Origin of the sequence: Hymenobacter sp. DG25A (assembly GCF_001280305.1) — a bacterium.
GTDB lineage: Bacteria > Bacteroidota > Bacteroidia > Cytophagales > Hymenobacteraceae > Hymenobacter.
Genome location: NZ_CP012623.1, coordinates 2,612,804 through 2,633,096, shown reverse-complemented (window position 1 = coordinate 2,633,096; position 20,293 = coordinate 2,612,804). Strand labels below are relative to the sequence as shown.

Here is a 20,293-nt window from a genome sequence, read left to right as displayed (position 1 = left end):
ATAGATGAAGATTGCTGCTACATAATAGGTAGGAGCTAAGTAGTGGATTTTATACTAAGTGTAATTGCGTAGGGGAGCCGCTCAAAGAAGTGCTAGTGGATCAGGAAGTGTAACTCTCTATATTTACGCTTACCTGTAATCAGTTTATTTAACCTTTATGCCTGATTCTTCAATCTTAATACCTATAGTATCAGGAGTTATATCAGCTGGTGTGTCTTACTTCGTTTCTGTCTTCTTAAAAGATAAAGAATATCAGAAGGAGTATTTTAAGAAGGTAATAGAGAAGCGACTGGCAGCCTATCAATTACTTGAAACAGTAGTAAATGAACTGCAGTACAGCACAGCCAATTCAGCTGACAAGAGATTATATCATGTAGTATTTCATACGAAAGAGCAGTATGATGTCTTTCACAGTCTGTTATTTAACGCTGTCAAAAGCAACTTATGGCTAAGTCATAATGCGTCCTCTCAATTGAGTACGTTGAATCAACAGATTTATAACGCTACTCTAACATCTGATTTTTCCGTAGCAGATGAAAGACATCAGGCAGCGAAGGCTAACTTTGAAATTATTACAAAGATGAGGGACAGGCTAAGGCATTTGATACGTCATGATATGTATCATATGCATGATGTAGAGCGTTTCTTTAAAAACGGGAACTAATTAAAAAGCCCCGGCCTACTAAGGCCGGGGCTTTTTAATTAGTGCTTGAATTAAAAGAAGGTTTTAGTTCAGAAACACTTCCGTTAGCATCTCAAATCGGTGGGGGCCGAAGGCGTTGTAGTATGGGGCCTCGCCTTCGAAGCCGAGGACGTGGACCAGCTCCATGCCCTCTACTTTGCTGGGCACGGTGCGTACGGGGTAGAGTTTGCCTTCTTCAGGCCAGTCGCCCACGTGGTTGGCGGGACGGTTGGATGCATCTATACAGAAAGCATATTGCACCATGGGTTCGGTGCGGGTTGCTTCTGCAAATGTGAGGTTGGTTACTTCTGCCATAGTGGCAAATAAACAGTTGTTTTCGGAAATCGTTCGAAAAGTACCAGCTATGGCCGGTGGGGCCATGTGCTTTAACCTTGTGGCAGCACCCGGAAATACCGGCACCGGAATTGGGTTTCCGATGCCGGTACCGCCTTTTAGGCTTACTCCGTGAGCTTAAACGCGGCGGTTTGCACGTCGCGGGAGTTGCCGCCTACAAACACCTGGAAGTCGCCGGGCTCGGCGGCAAATTTCAGGTCGGCGTTGTAGAATTTGAGGTCTTCCGGGGTGAGGCGGAAGGTGAGCGTGCGGCTCTCGCCTTTCTTCAGCATCACCTTCTGAAAGCCTTTCAGCTCTTTCACGGGGCGGGAGATGGAGCCCACCATATCCCGGATATACAGCTGGGCCACTTCCTCGCCATCGTAGTTGCCGGTGTTCTGCACGGTTACTTTCACGTCCAGCGTGCCGCTGGGGCTAAGCGTGGTGGTGCTCAGCTCGGGCTTGCCGTACTGAAAGGTGGTGTAGCTCAGGCCGTAGCCGAAGGGATACAGCGGGTCGTTGGGCACATCCATGTACCGCGACTTATACTTGTCCAGCTTGTCGCCGACGTAGGGGCGGCCGGTGTTTTTGTGGTTGTAGTAGATGGGTACCTGGCCCACGTGGCGGGGGAAGGTGGCCGTGAGCTTGCCCGAGGGGTTGTAGGCGCCAAACAGCACATCGGCAATGGCGTTGCCGGCCTGGGTGCCTGCAAACCAGGTTTCCAGAATGGCATCAGCATTCTCATCTTCCCAGGTCAGCGTCATGGGGCGGCCGCTCATCAGCACAATCACCAGCGGTTTGCCGGTTTTCTTGAGGGCTTTCAGGAGCTCCAACTGCTGGCCGGGTAGGCCAATGTCGGCGCGGCTGGCGGCTTCGCCGGTCATGCCCTGGCTTTCGCCTACGGCGGCTACAATTACATCGGCCCCCTGAGCCAGCTGCACGGCTTCCTGAATCATAGCTTCGGAGGTACGCTTGTCTACGTTCAGCTCGCCGCCGTGGGCGTTCAGACGGTCAATCATCTGCTGGTCGTCGGTGAAGTTGGCACCCTGGGCGGTTACCACTTTCACGGAGCTGCCTACGGCGTTTTTGATGCCTTGTTCCAGTGATACGGCCTGTTTCCAGTCGCCGGCACCGCTCCAGCTGCCAATCATGTCGCGCTGGCGGGTGGCTAGCGGGCCAATCAGGGCAATGGTGCCGGTTTTCTTGAGGGGCAGGGCGTTATTGCTGTTTTTGAGCAGCACCATGCTCTTGCGGGCAATGTCGCGGGCATCGGTCACAAACTCCTTTTTCATGAGCGTAGCCTTGGCGCGCTTCTCGTTGGCGTAGCGGTAGGGGTCCTGGAAAAGGCCCAGCTTCCACTTGGCTTCCAGAATGCGGCGGCAGGCCAGGTCAATCTGCTCCTGCTTCACAGTGCCATCCTTCAGGTTTTGGGCCAGATTCTTAAGGAAAATCTCGCCTACCATATCCTGATCAATCCCCGCGTTCAGGGCCAGCGCCGATACCTGCGCATCGTTGCCCATGCCGTGGGCGGTCATTTCATTGATGGCAGTGTAGTCGGTAGCCACGAAGCCGGTGAAGCCCCACTGGTTGCGCAGCAGCTCGGTCATCAGCCACTTGTTGCCGGTGGCGGGCACGCCGTTGATGTCGTTGAACGACGACATCATGGAGCCGGCGCCAGCGTCGATGGCGGCTTTGTAGGGCGGCAGGTACTCGTTGTACATGCGCACCATGCTCATATCGGTGGTGTTGTAGTCGCGGCCGGCTTCGGCGGCGCCGTACAGCGCAAAGTGCTTCACGCAGGCCATCACCGTGTTATTCTTCATCAGGTCGTCGCCCTGGTAGCCGCGCACCATTACGCGGGCAATCTGGGAGCCCAGGTAGGGGTCTTCGCCCGAGCCTTCTGAGATGCGGCCCCAGCGTGGGTCGCGGGCAATATCCACCATGGGCGAGTACACCCAGTTGATGCCGTCGGCGGAAGCTTCTTCGGCGGCAATGCGTGCGCTACGCTCAATGGCCGTCAGGTCCCAACTGGAAGCCAGACCCAGGGCAATGGGGAAAATGGTGCGGTGCCCGTGAATGACATCGTACCCAAAAATCAGGGGAATGTGCAGGCGCGACTCCTTCACAGCCATTTCCTGCAGCTTGCGGGCCGCTTTGGGCGTGAAAGTATTCAGCACCGAGCCCACGTTGCCCTTGCGGATGTTGGCGTCCACGTCCTTGCTTACCACGGGTCCGGTCACGTCAAAGCCTACCGTTATAAGGTTCAGCTGGCCGATTTTCTCTTCCAGCGTCATTTTCTGCATCAGGTCGTTGATGAACTTGGTCATCTTCGGGTCAGCGGAGGCGGTAGTGGTAACAGGGGTGGTTTTCTGAGCCTGCAGCGGCGGACTTAGCTGGAGGCTGAGCGCCAGCAGCAAGACAGTACGGAAGGTTCGTTTCATGTAAGCGAAAATTATGATGAGGTAATAGGGGAGACAGGATTATTTCGATTCCATAACCGGCGTGCGGGTAGACACGCCGTTTTCATTGATGGCCTCGATGCTAAAGTAGTACGGCCGGTCTTTATCCATGCCTTTGAAATAGTACTCATTCTGGCCGTGCACCATAATGCAGCTGTAAAGCTTATCGGGGGCAATGCCGGTGTAGATGTTGTAGGCGTAGGCATCAGAGGAAGGCATCCACTTCAGCCAGGCGCTGCGCTTGTCGGTTTCGGTACGCAATACTACCAAGCCTTTCACTACCGCCGGCGCGGGGCCGCTGCCCAGTCCAAACACGCGCAGCCCGCTGATGGCGAACTTGCCGGTGGGCATGTGGATGTTTTCCAGCTTGATAAACCGGGTTTTCACAGCTTCGGGCAGCTCGATATAGTCGTGCGGCACGTCGGTTTTATTCTGGCTTTTATCCACCAATAGCTTCCATTTCTTGCCGTTTTCAGAGTGCCAGAGCTTGTACTGATGATAGATGCCTTGCTGCTTACCCAGAAATTCGGCATCCTGATCGGCATAGTTCAGCTGAATGGCGCGCACGGTGCACACGCTGCCTAAATCGGTCTGAATAAACTCGCCTTTGTTGGCCGTGGCGGCGCTCCAGTAGGTTTTGATGCTTTCATCTACGGCGTAGTTGGGCAGGTAGCCGCCCAGCGTGGAAGATACCTGCACGGGTTTCTGATAATTCAGCAGCATCCAGCCCGTAAAACGGCTTTTCAAATGGTCCTCGGGGCCGGTAGGCAGGTAATGCGGGTAATCCCCGAACGTGGTGTTGGCGTACAGCACGCCGTCTTTATCGAAGCCAGCCGGCCACAGGCCCAGGCGCCGCTCAAAGTTATTTTTCACCGATACTACCATGGTGGAAAGATGCCACCAGTTGCCCCAGGTATCCTGAAAGGTATTGCCGTGGCCCGCGCCGCGGGCAAAGCCGCCGGGCTTGTAGGCAAACGGGTTGTGCGGCTGCGGCGTGAACGGGCCCAGGGGATTGTCGCTCACCTGCACGCCATCGGCGTAGCCGCTGAACTCGGTGCCGGGCGCGCCATACTGCAGGTAGTATTTGCCGTTGTGCTTGGTCATCCAGGCGCCCTCCATAAAAGGGTTCAGGAAGGTGTTGTCGAGGTATTCGCCGAAGCGCTGCCAGCCGAACTGCTTGTCGTTGAGCCCGAACATCACCTTTGGCTGTCCGATAGGCTGGAAGGTTTTGCGGTTGATTTGCTGGCCGTAGAGCGGAAACTCGTTGCTGCTGCCCCAGTAGAGGTAGAGCTTGCCGTCATCATCCAGGAAAAAAGCGGGGTCCCAGGCGCCAATCTGGAACGGCTCCACGGCTTCTTTCCACTCGTTGGCCTTGGGGTTGGTGCTCATCCAGATGGGGAAGTTCTTCTCGTGGGTAGAGCCAAAAACCAGCAGCGTATCGCCCTGCACCCACACGGCCGGGGCGCATAGGTCGTCATACACCTTATGCTGGGGCTTGAGAAAGGAGCGGGAAACGAACTTCCAGTTGTAAAGGTCTTTGCTCCACCAATAGCCCCACTGGTTGGTGCTGAACAGGTAATAGTCGCCTTTGTAAAGCGTGATAACCGGGTCGGCGGTGGCGCGGTGGCGGCCCGCCTCCGAAAAGTTGGGAATGGGCGTGTAGCCGTAGTCCAGATTCAGCGGGTTGCAGTACGTGCGCTGCCCCGGGCTGCCCGTGGGTTGGGCTACCATGGGCAGAGTCAGTAGCGTGAGCAGGTAGATGAGAAGCACGGTTCTGAACATGGGTGGAATAGGCGAATACGTCTGTCATGCTGAGCGCAGTCGAAGCATCTCGCGTGCTGACGTTGCAGTGTTAATTGATTTCACCACACTAGCGAGATGCTTCGACTGCGCTCAGCATGATGTTCTTTTTTAACAAAATCTATATGCGAGATGCTTCGCTGCGCTCTGCATGACGGGAATATTTGGCGGCTACTTCTTGATTTCGGGGCTTTCGAAGCCGAGCTTGGTGAGGCCGCGCTGCACGTCGGGGGAGCTCATGAACAGCTTCCAGAGCAGGCCGGTGCGGTAGTTTTCAATCATGCCCACAATGGGACCCTGGTCAATGGCCAGGTAGGACTTGGCGTACCAGTTGTGCTGCTCGCTGAAGCCATCCACAAAGCCATACTCGCCCCAGATTTTATCGCCCAGATCATAGTAAAAATGCTTGAGCGCGGCCATGGACTGCTCCGGCGCGTAAGGCATGGCCGATAGCGCGGCCGTGGGCGAAATCACGCCCAAGTCCTCCAGGGGAGAGTGGGCGGCGTAGCCCTGGTAGCTGTCGGAAGCGGTGAGACCCCAGCTGTTTTTGCCGTAGCCTTTGTATTTCTTGGGGTTGTCTACGCAGTAGGCGTAGTTGATGAGCGTGTGGTTTCTGTTCTGCTCCCAATAGTCGGCGTACTGGTCTTTCAGCCCGTGCGGGTTTAGGCCCAGGAAGGAGTAGTGTGAGAAGAACAGCGGCCCACCGTAGTCAAAGCCCAGCGGCAGCTTGATTTTGTAGAACTCCTTGCCATTCTTGAAGTAGTCGCCGGTAGCCCAGCCCTGGTCATATACCTTTTTGTCGATGGCATATTTGGGCGAGGATGCAGCCAGCACGTAGGTAATCAGGCACTCATTCCAGCCATGAATCTGGTGATTCATGCTCCAGCCGTTGTTGGGGCTCCAGTGCCAGTACAGCACGTTCTGGCCGCCCTGGGTGTGCCAGTTCCACTCCACATTTTCCCACATCCAGAGGATATGGTTGCGCAAATCCTTTTCAACCTGCGTGTCCTGTGTGAAGTACTGGCGGGCGCAAATCAGGCCTTCAAACAGGAAGGATGTTTCTACTAAGTCGCCGCCGTCATCCTTTTGGCTAAAGCGAATCACCTTGCCGGTTTCGCCATTCAGCCAGTGCGGAAATACGCCGTGGAAAGAGTCAGACTTTTCCAGAAACCGCACGATTTTATAGATGCGCTCCGCAGCCTGTTGACGGGTAATCCATTTACGGTCGGCGGCCACAATAATGGCCATAATCCCGAAGCCCGTGCCGCCCGTAGTGACCACCTCATTGCCGTAGTCATAGGCTACGTTGCTTCGCTCGCGGGCCATGCCGGAGGTGGGGTGACCAAAGTCCCAGAAATAGCGGAAGGTCTGCTTTTGCACCAGATCCAGTAACTGGTTATCGGTCAGCTTCTGCGGACGAGGCGTGGGGGACGGGTTCTGGGAGCAGGCACTGCCGCCCGAGAGCAATACCAGCCATAGCAGGACCAAAAAGGACGAAAAAGAAGTTCGCATAAGCGAAGGATTAGACGTGGATAAAAGCTAAAAAGCAGGATAGCGCCAACCCATAGGGGCCGGTGCCATCCTGCTTTTTAGTCTATTAATAGCCGGGGTTCTGCGTCAGTTGGCCGCCGCTCAAGTCAATCTGTTCCTGCGGAATGGGAAACAGCTCGTGCTTGCCTTTTACAAAGGTTTTACCCTGAGCAGCAAACAGCGGAACAATCCGGCCGGGTTGTACACTCTCCTGCCGCACTAGGTCAAAGAACCGGTCGTGCTCCAGGGCCAGCTCCAGGCGGCGCTCTTTCCAGATACCTTCCAGCGTGACTGCCCCTAACGGAGCCAGGCCGGCCCGTTCCCGCACCAGGTTCACATCCGTAGTGGCCGTGGCCACATCGCCCACCTGGAACGCGGCTTCGGCATTAATCAGCAACACCTCCGCGTAGCGCAGAATGCGGATGTTCTTCGGCAGATAATCGTTATTGCCGCAGTTCTTTTCCTTGGTGCGGCTATGGTAGGCTTTATAGCTGTAGCGCAAATTTTCCACTGAGTCTTTGCTGGGAATGCGGAAACCATCCCACAGCACCGTTCCGCTGGGAGCGGGGTTGATGAAGATGATGGTACCAGCGCGGCGCTTATCACCGGGCTCGTAGGCATCGGCCAAGGCTTGGGTGGGCGTGTTAAAGCCAAAGCCCAGATCAGCCCAGCCGCCTTTGCCGCCCTGGCGCGGGCCCTGGCTAACCACATACAGGTTCACAGCGGAGTTATTGCAGGCGGCATTCACGCCCGTCTGCACTTCAAAAATAGACTCTTCGCTGTTGGCACCTACTTCGCGCCAGATGCTGGCGTAATCATCATACAAACCATATGCACCCGATTGACCCGTGGTTATGGCATTGGTCAGATCCAGCGCCTTCTGGTATTGCTTCTGGTACAGGTACACCTTGGCCAGCATGCCCTGCGCCGCGGCTTTAGTAGCCCGGCCCGTTTCCGTTTCACCTTTAATAGGCAGGTTATTAGCGGCGAATTCCAGGTCTGAAATAATCAGTTGATAAATCTCCTCCGCCGTAGCACGTTTCTGCAGCTTCGGGTCATTGATTTCTGAAGTGGCGGGCACCCGATCCAGCTTGGGCACTCCTCCAAAAAAGCGCACCAGGTTAAAGTAGAAGTAGCCGCGCAGAAAGCGCACTTCACCCAGCAGACGATTCTTGGTTTCATCCGACGCGGGACTCAGCGGAATCTTTTCAAGTGCCTGGTTGGCACGCGTCACGCCCTGGAAATAGCCTTTCCAAACGTTATTAACAATGCCGTTGCTGGAAGTAAGGGTAAAGTTGTCAACATCGGCGGCGGGACCATAGTCCGTGGGCGTACTGCCCTTATCTGAATCATCGGAAGCAATATCCGTGAGGATAACGTATTGCAGCCCGTGTACATCGGTGCCAAAGCCGCCGAGGTACATGACGTTATACACGCCATCCACCAGTTTTTGAGCGGCGGCGGGGTCTGTTTTGATCTGGTCTTCGGTAAGCTGGCCCTGTGGCGCTACATCCAGAAAATCTTTGCAGCCGCTAACCACGGAGAGCAGCAGCGCGCAGGCGGCCGTGCCCAGGCGTCGGGTGAGTATAGAAGAGGATTTCATATCCGGAAGCATTAAAAATTAACATTCAGTCCCAGCGCGAGCGTGCGGCTGGTGGGATACGTAGTGGATTCGATGCCGGAATCCAGCGGGCCACCGGGCAGCTCCGGCGTGAAGCCCGAGTACTTTGTGAAGGTGAACAGGTTCTGGGCCGTGGCAAAAATCCGCACGTTGGAAATCTTCGCCTTCTGCGTGACGTTGGCGGGAATGGTGTAGCCCAGCACCAGGTTATTCAGCCGGATGTAGGAGCCTGACTCAATGAAATATGTGGAGTTAGGCGTGTTGTTGGAAATGGTGCGCGGATCTGACTGCGAGCCATTCGTCGCCGTCCAGCGGTTGTTGGCAAAGTCAGCTTCCACATTGTCTGTGGCCTGGTAGCGGAACTGCTTTTTGGCGTTGTACACCTCATTGTTCAGGTTACCGGAAAACACAAAGGAGAAATCGAACTTCTGATAGTTCATTCCGCCATTGATGCCAAAGTACACGGGCGGCTGATAGGAGCCGGAGTGTACCCGGTCGAGCAGGGAAATCACGCCGTCACCGTTAGCATCAGCGTATTTCAGGTCGCCGGGCTGGGGGGTAGGCACGCCGGTGTATTTGGGATAGGCATCAATTTCTGCCTGCGACTGGAATATGCCTGTGGACTTGAGCACATAAAAGCTGCCAGCCGACACGCCATTATCAGAGAGAGTGACGTTGTTGAAGCCGCCAAACAGGGCCTGTCCGCCATTCAGCTTTTCAATCCGGTTTTTGTTGAAAGTGGCATTCACCCCAAAGTTGTAGCTCCAGTCGGTGCTCAGCTGGTTGCGCCAGTTCAGCGCGGCTTCAATGCCTTTGTTGCTGATATCGGCGGCGTTGGTGATGTACTGGTTGTCCGGGTCGCCGAGGTTACCGGGAATATTCACCGGAATCAGGGCATCTGTGGTTTTCTTCTGGTAGTAGGTCAGCTCGCCGGAGAGGCGGTTGTCCAGCAGCGCAAATTCCACGGCGGCATCATACTCCGTGGTGGTTTCCCAGCTCACATTCCGGTCCTTAATCTGGTTGATAATGGCGCCCAGCACGGACTGCCCATTAAAGACATAAGGAACATTGGACTCCGCCGTTACAATGTAAGCGTTGGGGTCAATCTGGTCGTTGCCCAACTGGCCGTAGCTGGCGCGCAGCTTCAGGAAGCTCAGCACCGTCTGGCTCTTCATAAAATCTTCTTCCGACAGAACCCAGCCTAAGCCCAGGGAGGGGAAAAAGCCCCAGCGCTGGTCTTTGTTGAACCGGGAGGTGCCATCGTAGCGCAGGTTGGTGGTCAGCAGGTAGCGGTCGGCGTAAGAGTAGTTTATACGTCCCAGCAGGGACAGGCGCCGGTCTATGGCGCCCACGGCATTGTTCGTGGACGTATTTGGGTCGCCGGCACCCAGGTACCACTGGTCTTTGTTAGGTCCTACATCCTTGCGGCTGCCCTCTAGGGTGCGCGACTCGCCCTGTTCCGTTACCGTGCCGGCCAGCACCGTCAGGTTATGCTTATCAAACTGCTTCTGAAACGTGGCCGTATTTTCCCAGAGGTAGCGGTTGCGGTTGTTCTGAATAGTAGACAGGTTGCTCCGCAGCGTACGCTGGTTACCGCCAGCCGTAATAAAGGTGCTTTCGTCGCTGTTGTACTGATAATCGTAGATAATCCGGTTATCAAAGTTCAGATCCACGTTAATGGCTGAACGCAGCGTAAGGGCCGAAACCGGTTTGAAATCAACACCCACATTACCCTGTAGGCGGTTTTCCAATGAGCGGTTGTTGTTTTTTTCGATGTCTAGCAGCGGGTTGCCCACGTTGCCGAACGCCGAGGTGTTACCGTACCGGCCATCTACTTTTGAGGGAATAATGGGGGCCGCGCGGTAAGCATTCTGGTAAGCCGTGGCAAAGTTCACGTCCTTGGTATTGGCGTGGCTAAACGACGCCTGCGAGTTTATCGTCAGCTTGTCAGAAAGCGTGAAGGCCGTGTTGGAGCGCACCGTGAGGCGGGAAAACTTGTTGCTGATGGCCAGGCCATCATCCTGCAGCAGGTTGCCGCTGAAGTAGTATCGCACGTTTTCATTGGCGCCCGATACAGCCAGGTTGTGGTTCTGGTAAGTAGCCCGGCGCAGAATCTCATCGTACCAATTGGTAGAGCCAGAGTAGTCCGGAATGGTCAGGTCGGGAGCAGTGTCTTTCAGGTAGTTGGTATACTGCTGCGCATCGGCCATATCTACCAGGTGGGCGGCCCGCTTAAAGCCCATGGTGGCATTGTAGCTCAGCACCGGCTTGCCCACCTTGCCTTGCTTGGTGGTGATGATGATAACGCCATTGGCTCCGCGTACCCCGTAAATGGCCGCGGCGGAAGCGTCTTTCAGCACGTCAATGGTAGCAATGTCGGCGTTACTCAGGTTACGGATGTCCGTGGTCTGCACACCGTCCACCACGTACAGCGGCTCAGCGCCGGCCAGCAACGTACCCGTACCCCGAATGCGCACTTTGGGCTGCGAGTTTGGGCCCCCGTCGCTGATAATCTGTACACCGGCCACCTTACCCTGAATAGCCTGGGTAGGCGTAGTAACGGGTTGTCGTTCAATTTCTTCCGCTTCTACCCGGGCTACCGCGCCGGTCAGGTCGCGCTTGGCTTGCGTGCCGTAACCCGTTACTACCACGTCGCTCAGCGTTTGCGTGGCCGAGGTGAGCGTTACGTTAATCGTAGTGCGGCCGCCTACTACCAGTTCCTGGGTATTGTAGCCGATAAAGGAGAAAATCAAGGTGGCATCGTCCGGTACCGTGATGCTATACTTGCCGTCGGTATCAGTCTGGGTGCCGTTGGAGGTGCCTTTTACTACCACGTTTACCCCTGGTATACCAGCACCCTGCTCATCCACTACGCGCCCGGTCACGGTCACATCGGGAACGATTGCGGCCATGGCCGGCGTGAAAGTATTTAGCCGGATGGCAGGGGTGGCGTGGGCTATGGCTGGGCCGGAAAACAGTACCAGGCAGAGGGTGGGGGGAAACGCCAGATGAGACAGCCGCCGAAGCAGCGGTGGGCATTGTAGAGGAGGAATCATGCGGAGGGGAGATAAGGAAATTTCACTACAGTGGGGAATGGTTTGCTTGGGGCGTACAGGCGGAAAAGCCAAGTTCCGGGCTCACCGAAACAACCGCACCCGGGTGGGATGGCAAACAGCAGAGCGCTTATCTACTCATAGGCAGTAAAGGATTAGAAATTCAGAAAAGAATTAAGGCGGCTCTCACTTGCACTAAGAAAAGCCTGAATAATACCGGGATATGGATACATTCAAGCAAGGCTTGCACTAATACGTGGGAAAAGGCAGATTAGGCTAATAACTGGGCGTAATACCTGATATCGGCGCCTTAGGATTTTTCCATGGGCCTGAGATTGAACGCTCCAGCTTGCCGGTTTTGCCTGATGAGGCTTCGGCCAGCGGCAAATTTTTACCTTCGTGCACCCATCCACTTTTCCCCCCACCCATGAAACCCTTACCCGAACACGCCGAAATCAATGGCCAGCGGCTACGGCCCGAAAGCCTGATGATGAGCTACGGCTACACCCCGGCCTGGAGCGAAGGAGCCATCAAATGCCCCATTTTTCAAACCTCCACCTTCGTTTTTAAGAATGCCGAAGAGGGCAAAGCATTCTTTGAGCTGGCCTATGGCTTGCGCCAGGCCGACCCCGACGAGGAAATGGGTCTGATTTACTCCCGCCTCAATAACCCCAGCCTGGAAATTCTGGAGCACCGCCTCACCCTCTGGGACGAGGCCGAGGAAGCGGCTTCCTTCGCCAGCGGCATGGCTGCCATCAGCACCACGCTGCTGGCCCTGCTCAAGCCCGGCGACGTAATTCTACACTCCGAGCCCGTGTACGGCGGCACCGATTTCTTCCTGAAGCAGGTATTGCTACGCTTCGGCATCACGGCCGTGGGATTCTCGCCCAAAGCCACCGAAGAAGAGCTGGCGGCGCAGGTAGCGGGCATTACGCAGGGCCGCCTGGCCATGATTTATGTGGAAACGCCCGCCAACCCCACCAACCACCTCGTAGACCTGCGGGCCTGCGCGGCCGTGGCCCGCCGCTACAGCTCGGAGGCCAGCCCCGTGCGGTTCGTGGTTGACAATACTTTTCTGGGCCCCGTGTTCCAGCACCCCCTGCACCACGGTGCCGATGTAGTGCTGTACTCGGCTACCAAGTTCCTGGGCGGCCACTCCGACCTGATTGCCGGCGCGGCCCTGGCCTCCCGGGAAATCATGAAGGAAATTAAAGCCATGCGTACCTTCATGGGTACCATGTGCGACCCCAACACCGGCTGGATGCTGATGCGCAGCCTGGAAACCCTGAAGCTGCGCATGGAGCGCGCCGCCCAGAGCGCCCAGGTGATTGCCGACTGGCTGCGCGAGCATCCGCAGGTAGAGCGCACCTACTACCTCACGCACCTGGAGCACGACCCCGCCCAGCAGGCCATCTACGAGCAGCAGTGTCTCTCGCCGGGCTCCATGATTTCCTTTGATATCCGGGGCGGCGAGGCCGAGGCCTTCCGCTTCCTCAACCACCTCAAGCTGATAAAGCTGGCCGTAAGCCTAGGTGGTACCGAAAGCCTGGCCGAGCACCCCGCCACCATGACGCACTCCGATATTATGCCGGAAACTCAGCGCGAAATGGGCATCAGCTCCCAAATGATCCGCCTCAGCATTGGGGTAGAAGATCCGCAGGACCTCATTGCCGACCTCACGCAGGCCTTTGACATGGTACTGGCAAAAGATGGCCATCAGCTGGAAACGGCTGCTATGAGCCGCTAACCCCGGCCATAATCCAGGCAAAAGCCCTGCTGCTACCGGATATCCGGTGGCAGCAGGGCTTTGTTTTTGGGGATTTCTGAGGCGGAGCTTTTACAAGCCTTCCAAATCGCCGCCGGCTTTCAGCAGCATATCCGCCAAGCGGGTTAAATCCTGGCGGGTTTCGGGTGTGGCGGTGGCGGCGGCCTGGGTGGTTTGGGCGCCCAGCATGCTCAGGGAGCGGCCAATGGCAACCGAATTCAGGGTGTGGTTTTCGCTGCTGAGCAAGGACTGCAGATTGCCCAACTCGCGCACCACGTCCTGCAGGGCGGGAATACCGCTTTGCTCCAGCAGGTTTTGCCAGTTGTCGATGTGGGTGTGGGCGGTGCTGAGGGGCAGGCCGGTGAGGCCGCTATGCAGGGCATGCAGGGTTTCTGTAAGCTGCGCGGCGCCCGCTTTGGGGGTATAATGGTCGGTAAATTGGCTCATATGTGGATAAGTTGTGGAAAACAGGTGAGTTAGTGGATAACAAGGGTAGCAGGGGGCGTGGCCAGACCCAGTTCGTGCAGAATGGCCACGGCCCGCAGGGCGCTGCTTTCCTTGTCTTTTATTTCCAGCATCACATCGGGGTGCAGGCCGTGCAGGTGGGTGAGAAATTCCCGGAACTGCTCCTCGCTGATGGAGTTGGTGTGTTTGCCTTTCCGCTCGCCCAGGGCCTGGGAGCTGTAGTCCATCATGGGCGGGCCATCCTGGGTGGGGTGCCAGGTAGCGGCGGCCTGCTGCAGGGCCAGCGCCATAGGCTCGCTGTTATTCAGGCATTCGTGGTGCAGGTTATCGAAGAGCACGGGCACGCCCACGGCATCGTAGAGCTGCAGACAGTCGCGCAGGCTGTAGAGACGGTCGTCGTTTTCTACCACTAGGCGGGCCTTCACGGCTTCCGGCAGGTGCTTGTAGGTGGCAATCCAGCGGCTGAGGGCGGCTTCCTTGTCGCCGTACAGGCCCCCGGCATGAATCTGGAGCTTGGCCGTGGAATCGAGCCCCATCAGGTCCAGCATAGAGCCCTGGTACACCAGCTCCTGAATGCTGCGCTCCACAATGCCGGCGTCGGGTGAGTTCAGCACCACAAACTGATCCGGGTGGAAGGAGATGCGCAGGTTGTGCCGCTGAATGTACTCGCCCAGGGCGCGGAAACCGGCGGCAAAGTGCGTTTGCCAGGGAAAGGTATTGATGGGGTGCGAGCCGAAGGGCACCACGCCGGAGCCAATGCGGAAGAAGAGCAGGCCGCGCTCCACATTATATTCCAGAATGCGCTGCAGGCAGGCCAGGTTGTTGGTTACGGCCTGTACCAGCCGCTCTTCGGAGTAAGAAGCCAGCCGAAACGTGGACGTAGAGGTGCACGGCAGCGAGGCATTAACGCAGGGATACCCAATTCTCATACCGCAGACTTACGCAAGCCTCGGCAGAATGGGTGCCTCAGCAGGGCGTCAATCTACCTCGTAGCCGGTATTATCCTGAAAGTTTTGATTGTATTTGCGCCGTTCCTGCAGGAATTTCTCCACCTGGGCCCGATGCTCAATCTCCTCCATTTTCCGGCGCTGCTTGCCCTCCTTGGAGAACTGATCATAGAGCAGGCTGGCGGGGTTGGCAAGCGTAGGAGTGGGTGCTTTAGGGGCGGTGGAATCTACTTTAAACAGCGGTTTGGGTGCCGGCGGGCGCTTCACGGCGCTGGTAGGGGCCGTAGATGGGCGGCGCACATTGCGCAGGGCCCGGTTAATAGCGGCGCGGTCGGGGCGGCCTTCCTGCACCCGTACTTCACCCAGCTGAATATTGTCGCGCTCCAGCTTAATGTGAATAATGAGCTGCGAAAGCCCCGAGCCGCCCAAGGGCATGCGCTGCGTCTTAAAGCCCACAGAGCGGAATACCAGGGTGTCGGTATTCAGGGCATTCAGGCCAAAGTCGCCGTCACTATTGGCCACCACCCCGCGGCCGGTGCGCTTTATCATCACGGAAGCCCCGGGAATAGGCTTGCCGGTATCGGCCTCCGATACGGAGCCCGTGACCCGCATCTGAGCGGTGGCGGGCACGGCCAGCAATAACCCCAACAACAGGAGCATCGCCAGCCCCAGCCGACCGGCTCCAGAAAGCATCAAAGCAAAAAAATCCGCCATTAACATACAGAAACGCAGCGCAAGGTAGCCAACTACCGAGCCAAATGCAGGGTCTGTAGTTGCATGATTTGCAAAGGCTGCCTGCACTGGTGGCTGGCCGCCAGGAAAACAAGGGTGATATTCTCCGGCAGGCCCACAAAAAAGCCCCCGCCATTTCGGGCGGGGGCTTTTACTTGACTTAAGAAAAGCGGGTTATTTAATCACGCTCTTGTCACCGTCTTCGGGCTTGTCCTTCACGGTGCCATCATCGGCATCCATTTTGGTTTTGTTGCCTTCGGCGTCTTTTATTTTCACGTCACCGTCAGACTTTACTTTGATTTTCGAGCCGTCGTCGTACTTGGTTTTCGATTTGGCATCAGCGTCCATCATGTTGTCCGTCGAGGTCGACGAAGCCGAGGTGCTCATGTCTGAGTCATCCATATAGTTGTTGTCGTAGTACGCTACCCGGTTGGTTTCGTACTGCTGATACATGGTCGGATCAGCGAATACCTGCTTCAGCTCCAGATCTGAGTTATCGTATACGGTGCGCATTTCAGCGGCCATACCGGTGGTATCAGCGGCGTACTTCTGCTGCACCTCGCCCAGGCGCTTGCCACGGGTTACATACACGGTGCGCACTTTGGTACGGGTGGCATCGTCCAGCTTCATTTTGGCGGCTACGTCGGCGGCAATACGGTCGGCGCGGCGCTCAATGGCATCGTCGGAGTAAGCCTGCGTGGTCGTGGTGGTGGTAGTAGTGGTGGTTGCGGCGCCATCCATGTTGGTGGTGGCCGTTTCCGTGGTTTTCTCCTGCGAGCAGGATGCCATAGTGAGGGCAACGCCGCACGAGAGCAAGAACAAGGTCTTTTTCATGAGTTTAAGATTAGGTGGGAGGGGAGGGAGAGTCAAAAATTGGATTTGGCGCATATACGGCCCGGTTCTCTACACGGTTGCCGAAGCCCTATATAGGACAACAAAAAAGCCACCGGCTGCCAGGCCGGTGACTTTAGAGAAGTTGTACAGGAAGCGCCGGTATTTAGGCGCGCTGCAACTCGAATACCGTGATTTCGGGCAGGAAGCCCACCCGCCCCGGATAGCCCAGAAAGCCCAGGCCGGTGTTCACATATAAATACTGCTTGCCGCGCTGGTACAGGCCCGCCCATTCCTTGTAGGCGTACTGCACGGGGCTCCATTTAAAGCCCGGCAGGTTCACGCCAAACTGCATGCCGTGGGTGTGGCCGGATAGGGTCAGGTCGATGTCGGGGTAGTTCACCACCTGCGCATCCCAGTGGGAGGGGTCGTGGGAGAGCAGGATTTTGAACGGTGCGTCGTGCGAGCCGGCGTGGGCCTGGACCAGGTTGCCGTACTTGGGAAAGCGCATTTGCGCGCCCCAGTTCTGCACGCCCAGCACGGCTATTTTCTCGCCGTTGCGCTCAATCTGATGATGCTCATCCATGAGCAGGCGCCAGCCTATTTTGGCGTGATTATTCATCAGGCGCTGCAGGTTGGCGCGCTTGGCCTCCGGTGATTCCCACTCCACATAGTCGCCGTAGTCGTGGTTGCCCAGAATGGAGAAAATGGGCAGCTCAGACTTAATCTGCGCCAGGGTTTCAATATGCTCTTCCACCTCCGTGGCCACATTATTCACCAGGTCGCCGGTCATAAACACCAGGTCGGCGTTTTGGGCATTAATCATCCGCACGGCGCGCTGCAGGGGCTCTTTTGATTGGAAGGAGCCCGTATGCAGGTCTGAAATCTGCAGAATCTTGAAGCCATGGAAGGAGGCCGGCAGGTTAGGAAAGCGCAGCGTCACGCGCTTCACCTGATAATCGGTGGCGCCTTTGGCCATGCCCCACACCAGGGAAATAAACGGCAGGCTGCCCACCACCAGCGCCATGCGGCTCAGGAACTCGCTGCGGGAGATAAGGCCATTGGAAGTCCCACTAGGCTGTGTAATGGAGCGCACGGCCAGCACGCCCATCCGATACAGATCTTCGGGCAGCAGGAAAACCAATACTACCAGCTTGGTAGCCAGAAAAATAACCGGCAGGCTGCCCAAATAGGTTTTGAAGGGCGCCGGCGAGGAGTGTCGGGTCATCATGGCCCAGGTAGCCAGCGCCCACACCGTGGCCGTGAGCACCCAATAGCCAATGGCGGCCGCCCGCCGGGTGCCCGGCGAGGTATGTTGCAGCACCGTGCGAATGGCCTGGAAGCCATACCACTCGGCTAAAACAAAAAGGGCAAGAAAGAGAATGGTAATGAGTAGTCGAGACATATCGGGGTGTAAAACTCAGCCGGCCGGAAATAGTTCAGGGCCGGCCGTATGCGTTCAGACGTAGAAACCGGGTTTTTACTTTATTTTCCGGCTGGTTTATCTACTCCAGGCAAGTATGAAAGTGAAGAATGAAGTTACCACTGACGGGGCCGCCGAAGCCGCCCCCGTGCGCTATGAAACGCCGGCTTCGTTCAGCATCAAAAGCTGGGCCGAAGAAGACCGCCCCCGCGAAAAGCTCCAGCAGAAAGGCCGCGCCGCCCTCTCCGATGCCGAGCTGATGGCCATTCTGCTGGGTTCCGGCACCGCCAAACTCTCCGCCGTGGACGTTTCCAAGCTGATTCTGGCCGCCGTGAACAACGACCTGAATGCCCTGGCCCGGCTGTCAGTAAAAGAGCTCATGCGCCATAAAGGCATCGGCGAAGCCAAAGCTATAACCATTGTGGCAGCCCTGGAGTTGGGCCGCCGGCGCAAGGAAGCAGCCGCTTCCCAGCGCACCACCATTACCTGTTCCACGGATATCTACAACCTGGTGCGCCCCAACCTGCAGGATTTACCGCACGAAGAGTTCTGGGTGATTCTGCTGAACCGTGCCAACGTGGTGATGCGCAAAACCAGCATCAGCAGTGGGGGCGTGGCCGGCACCGTCGCCGACCCCAAGCTGATTTTCAAAGAAGCTCTGGAGCAACTGGCCTCGTCCATTATTCTGGTGCACAACCACCCCAGCGGCAACCGCAGCCCTTCCGCCGCCGATATTGCCCTCACCCGGAAAGTGAAAGAAGCCGGCCAATTCCTGGACCTGCCCATCCTCGACCACCTGATTTATACCGATCTGGGCTACTACAGCTTCGCTGATGAAGGCATGCTCTAATAAATACAGCCGCCTACACGCGAAAGCCTCCTGCCGCTTCCCGTCTGAGTTATCAGGCCTGGGATGCAGCAGGAGGCTTATTAGCGCTTAAAGCGAGGCTTAATACCGGCTCCGCTTAACCGGCTTCTTCTTTTTATTGCCGGAGCTGAGCCAGAGAATGGTGCCCGCGGTAACGGCCGTGAATGCCGCCATCTTCAGGACCAGCGTCTGGGGACTGTGCTTCCACTCGGCTTTGTAGCCCTTTTCGGCGAAGATATTGGGGATGTGCCCATGTACCAGGTCATCTACCACGCCTTCCACCACGTTCACGCGGTCGGCCAGCAGCAGCGGCAGCCAGTGCGGATACTGGTTTTCGCTGAACTGAAAGGCAAACCGACGAATCAGACCGCTCAGCCCGGTAGGGGGCTCCGGGGTACCAAATACCGCCGAGACATTAGGCCGCTCAATGGAGCGCAGCACTTCGGTATCTTCGGGCTGCAATGATTTTGGCCGGTGCTTGAAATCGGGGTCCTGCGAGATGTTCATGCGGTTCCGCATGGGGTACGTAGGGTCGTTTTTTGGATCGGCATCAATACCCCAACCCTTGATTTTCTTGGGGTCGATGGGGGTATTTATGACATTATGATTTTCCATGGGGAGGCAGCGTTATTGGTTGGCGGTGGGGGGCATCAGGACGGTCTTGATGCAGTTGTCCATCTTACCGGAGAAAATGCGGTAGCCATCGGCTACTTCCTCCAGCGGCAGGCGGTGCGTAATCAGGCCTTTGGGGTTCAGTACCCCGTTCTGCACGTGCTCAATCAGGCGCGGCAGCAAACGCTTTACCGAGGTCTGATTGCCCCGCATGGTAAGGCCTTTGTTCATCATGTTGCCGATGGGCACCAGGTTATCCGTGGGGCCATATACGCCCACAATAGATACCACGCCGCCTTTTTTCACCGAGTTAATAGCCCAGTGCAGGGCCGTGGCCGAACCGGCCTGCAGCAGTAGCTTGCGGCCCGTAAGGGTCTGCAGGGCATTGCCGGCGGCTTCGGCGCCCACAGCGTCAATCACGCAGTCAGCTCCCAGCCAATCGGTAATCTTCTTGATGAATACCACCGGGTCGCCTATTTCATTGAAGTTGTAAGCTTCGCAGTAGGAGTAGTTGCGGGCAAACTCCAGGCGGTAGTCTTCCTGGTCGATGATGATAACGCGGCCCGCACCAAACAGCCAGGCGCAGCGCGCGGCCATAATGCCAATGGGCCCGGCGCCAAATACTACTACGGTGTCGCCGGTCTGAATGCCGGCCATTTCGGCGGCCTGATAGCCGGTGGGCACCACATCAGTCAGCAGCACGGCGTCATCCAGATCCATGCCTTCGGGGAGGATGGTGGGTCCCACATTGGCGTAGGGCACACGGCAGTACTCAGCCTGGCCACCATTGAAGCCGCCGGCAGTGTGCGAGTAACCGAAAATGGCCCCTACCGCCGTCGATTCGGTGTTAGACTCGTGGCAGTTGCCGAACATGCCCTGCCGGCAGAAGTGACATTCGCCGCAGGCAATGTTGAAGGGCACAATCACCCGGTCGCCCACTTTCACCTTCGTCACCTCAGTGCCGACTTCCACAATCTCGCCCACAAACTCGTGGCCGAAGGTGGAGCCCACGCGGGTGTCGGGCACGTTACCATTGTATAGGTGCAGGTCGGAACCGCAGATGCAGGTGCGCAGTACCCGGACTATGGCGTCCTGGGGGTGCTTAATTTCCGGCATGGGTTTTTGCACGGCACGGACCCGTTTCGGGCCTCTGTATTCCATTGCTAGCATAT

Annotated in this window: 16 protein-coding genes; 3 read left to right on the top strand and 13 right to left on the bottom strand. The window is 56.7% G+C overall.

The window, feature by feature from the left end; all coding sequences use genetic code 11:
* Positions 1-157 precede the first annotated feature (157 nt).
* The gene (locus tag AM218_RS11265) at positions 158-664 is read left to right on the top strand and encodes a hypothetical protein (protein WP_157547636.1); all 507 of its coding nucleotides are present in this window, start codon (positions 158-160) and stop codon (positions 662-664) included.
* A gap of 63 nt (positions 665-727) precedes the next feature.
* On the opposite strand, the gene AM218_RS11260 is transcribed toward AM218_RS11265, so the two are convergent.
* The 6 genes from AM218_RS11260 to AM218_RS11235 form a co-directional block, all read right to left on the bottom strand.
* The gene (locus AM218_RS11260; RefSeq protein WP_044512015.1) at positions 728-997 is read right to left on the bottom strand and encodes a hypothetical protein; all 270 of its coding nucleotides are present in this window, start codon (positions 995-997) and stop codon (positions 728-730) included.
* Between the two features lie 143 nt (positions 998-1,140).
* The gene (gene bglX, locus AM218_RS11255; RefSeq protein ID WP_054413949.1) at positions 1,141-3,456 is read right to left on the bottom strand and encodes a beta-glucosidase BglX; all 2,316 of its coding nucleotides are present in this window, start codon (positions 3,454-3,456) and stop codon (positions 1,141-1,143) included.
* 39 nt (positions 3,457-3,495) lie between these two features.
* Positions 3,496-5,256, bottom strand: a complete 1,761-nt coding sequence (locus tag AM218_RS11250; protein ID WP_054413948.1) for a family 43 glycosylhydrolase — start codon at positions 5,254-5,256, stop codon at positions 3,496-3,498.
* A 189-nt stretch (positions 5,257-5,445) separates the two neighbouring features.
* The gene (locus AM218_RS11245; RefSeq protein ID WP_054413947.1) at positions 5,446-6,786 is read right to left on the bottom strand and encodes a glucoamylase family protein; all 1,341 of its coding nucleotides are present in this window, start codon (positions 6,784-6,786) and stop codon (positions 5,446-5,448) included.
* 85 nt (positions 6,787-6,871) lie between these two features.
* Positions 6,872-8,407, bottom strand: a complete 1,536-nt coding sequence (locus AM218_RS11240) for a RagB/SusD family nutrient uptake outer membrane protein (RefSeq protein ID WP_071843901.1) — start codon at positions 8,405-8,407, stop codon at positions 6,872-6,874.
* A gap of 11 nt (positions 8,408-8,418) precedes the next feature.
* A complete protein-coding gene (locus AM218_RS11235; RefSeq protein ID WP_054413946.1) occupies positions 8,419-11,337 on the bottom strand; it encodes a SusC/RagA family TonB-linked outer membrane protein in 2,919 nt (972 codons plus the stop codon).
* 568 nt (positions 11,338-11,905) lie between these two features.
* On the opposite strand from AM218_RS11235, the gene AM218_RS11225 reads away from it, so the two are divergent.
* Positions 11,906-13,225 (top strand): cystathionine gamma-synthase family protein, encoded by a 1,320-nt coding sequence (locus tag AM218_RS11225; RefSeq protein ID WP_054413944.1) that lies wholly within the window; start codon positions 11,906-11,908, stop codon positions 13,223-13,225.
* Positions 13,226-13,315: 90 nt separating this feature from the next.
* Here the strand turns inward: AM218_RS11225 and AM218_RS11220 are convergent, their stop codons facing one another.
* From AM218_RS11220 to AM218_RS11200, 5 genes are all read right to left on the bottom strand, one after another.
* A complete protein-coding gene (locus AM218_RS11220; protein WP_054413943.1) occupies positions 13,316-13,690 on the bottom strand; it encodes a hypothetical protein in 375 nt (124 codons plus the stop codon).
* A 29-nt stretch (positions 13,691-13,719) separates the two neighbouring features.
* Positions 13,720-14,637, bottom strand: a complete 918-nt coding sequence (gene uvsE / locus AM218_RS11215) for a UV DNA damage repair endonuclease UvsE (RefSeq protein WP_054413942.1) — start codon at positions 14,635-14,637, stop codon at positions 13,720-13,722.
* Positions 14,638-14,685: 48 nt separating this feature from the next.
* Positions 14,686-15,348 carry a carboxypeptidase-like regulatory domain-containing protein gene (locus AM218_RS11210; RefSeq protein WP_071843900.1) on the bottom strand — a complete coding sequence of 221 codons (663 nt, stop codon included), beginning with the start codon at positions 15,346-15,348 and terminating at the stop codon, positions 14,686-14,688.
* 213 nt (positions 15,349-15,561) lie between these two features.
* Positions 15,562-16,221, bottom strand: coding sequence for a hypothetical protein (locus AM218_RS11205; RefSeq protein ID WP_054413940.1), 660 nt, complete (start codon positions 16,219-16,221; stop codon positions 15,562-15,564).
* A gap of 163 nt (positions 16,222-16,384) precedes the next feature.
* Complete coding sequence (locus tag AM218_RS11200; protein WP_054413939.1) at positions 16,385-17,623, bottom strand: metallophosphoesterase; 1,239 nt, start codon at positions 17,621-17,623, stop codon at positions 16,385-16,387.
* Between the two features lie 115 nt (positions 17,624-17,738).
* Here AM218_RS11200 and radC point away from each other — a divergent pair, with 115 nt between their 5' ends.
* Entirely contained in the window at positions 17,739-18,491 is a 753-nt protein-coding gene (gene radC, locus AM218_RS11195) for a RadC family protein (RefSeq protein WP_082318192.1), read from the top strand.
* 99 nt (positions 18,492-18,590) lie between these two features.
* Here radC and AM218_RS11190 read toward each other — a convergent pair whose 3' ends face one another.
* Together AM218_RS11190 and AM218_RS11185 are read right to left on the bottom strand one after the other, a co-directional pair.
* Positions 18,591-19,124 carry a hypothetical protein gene (locus tag AM218_RS11190; RefSeq protein WP_054413938.1) on the bottom strand — a complete coding sequence of 178 codons (534 nt, stop codon included), beginning with the start codon at positions 19,122-19,124 and terminating at the stop codon, positions 18,591-18,593.
* A 12-nt stretch (positions 19,125-19,136) separates the two neighbouring features.
* Entirely contained in the window at positions 19,137-20,291 is a 1,155-nt protein-coding gene (locus AM218_RS11185; RefSeq protein WP_054413937.1) for a zinc-dependent alcohol dehydrogenase, read from the bottom strand.
* Positions 20,292-20,293 lie beyond the last annotated feature (2 nt).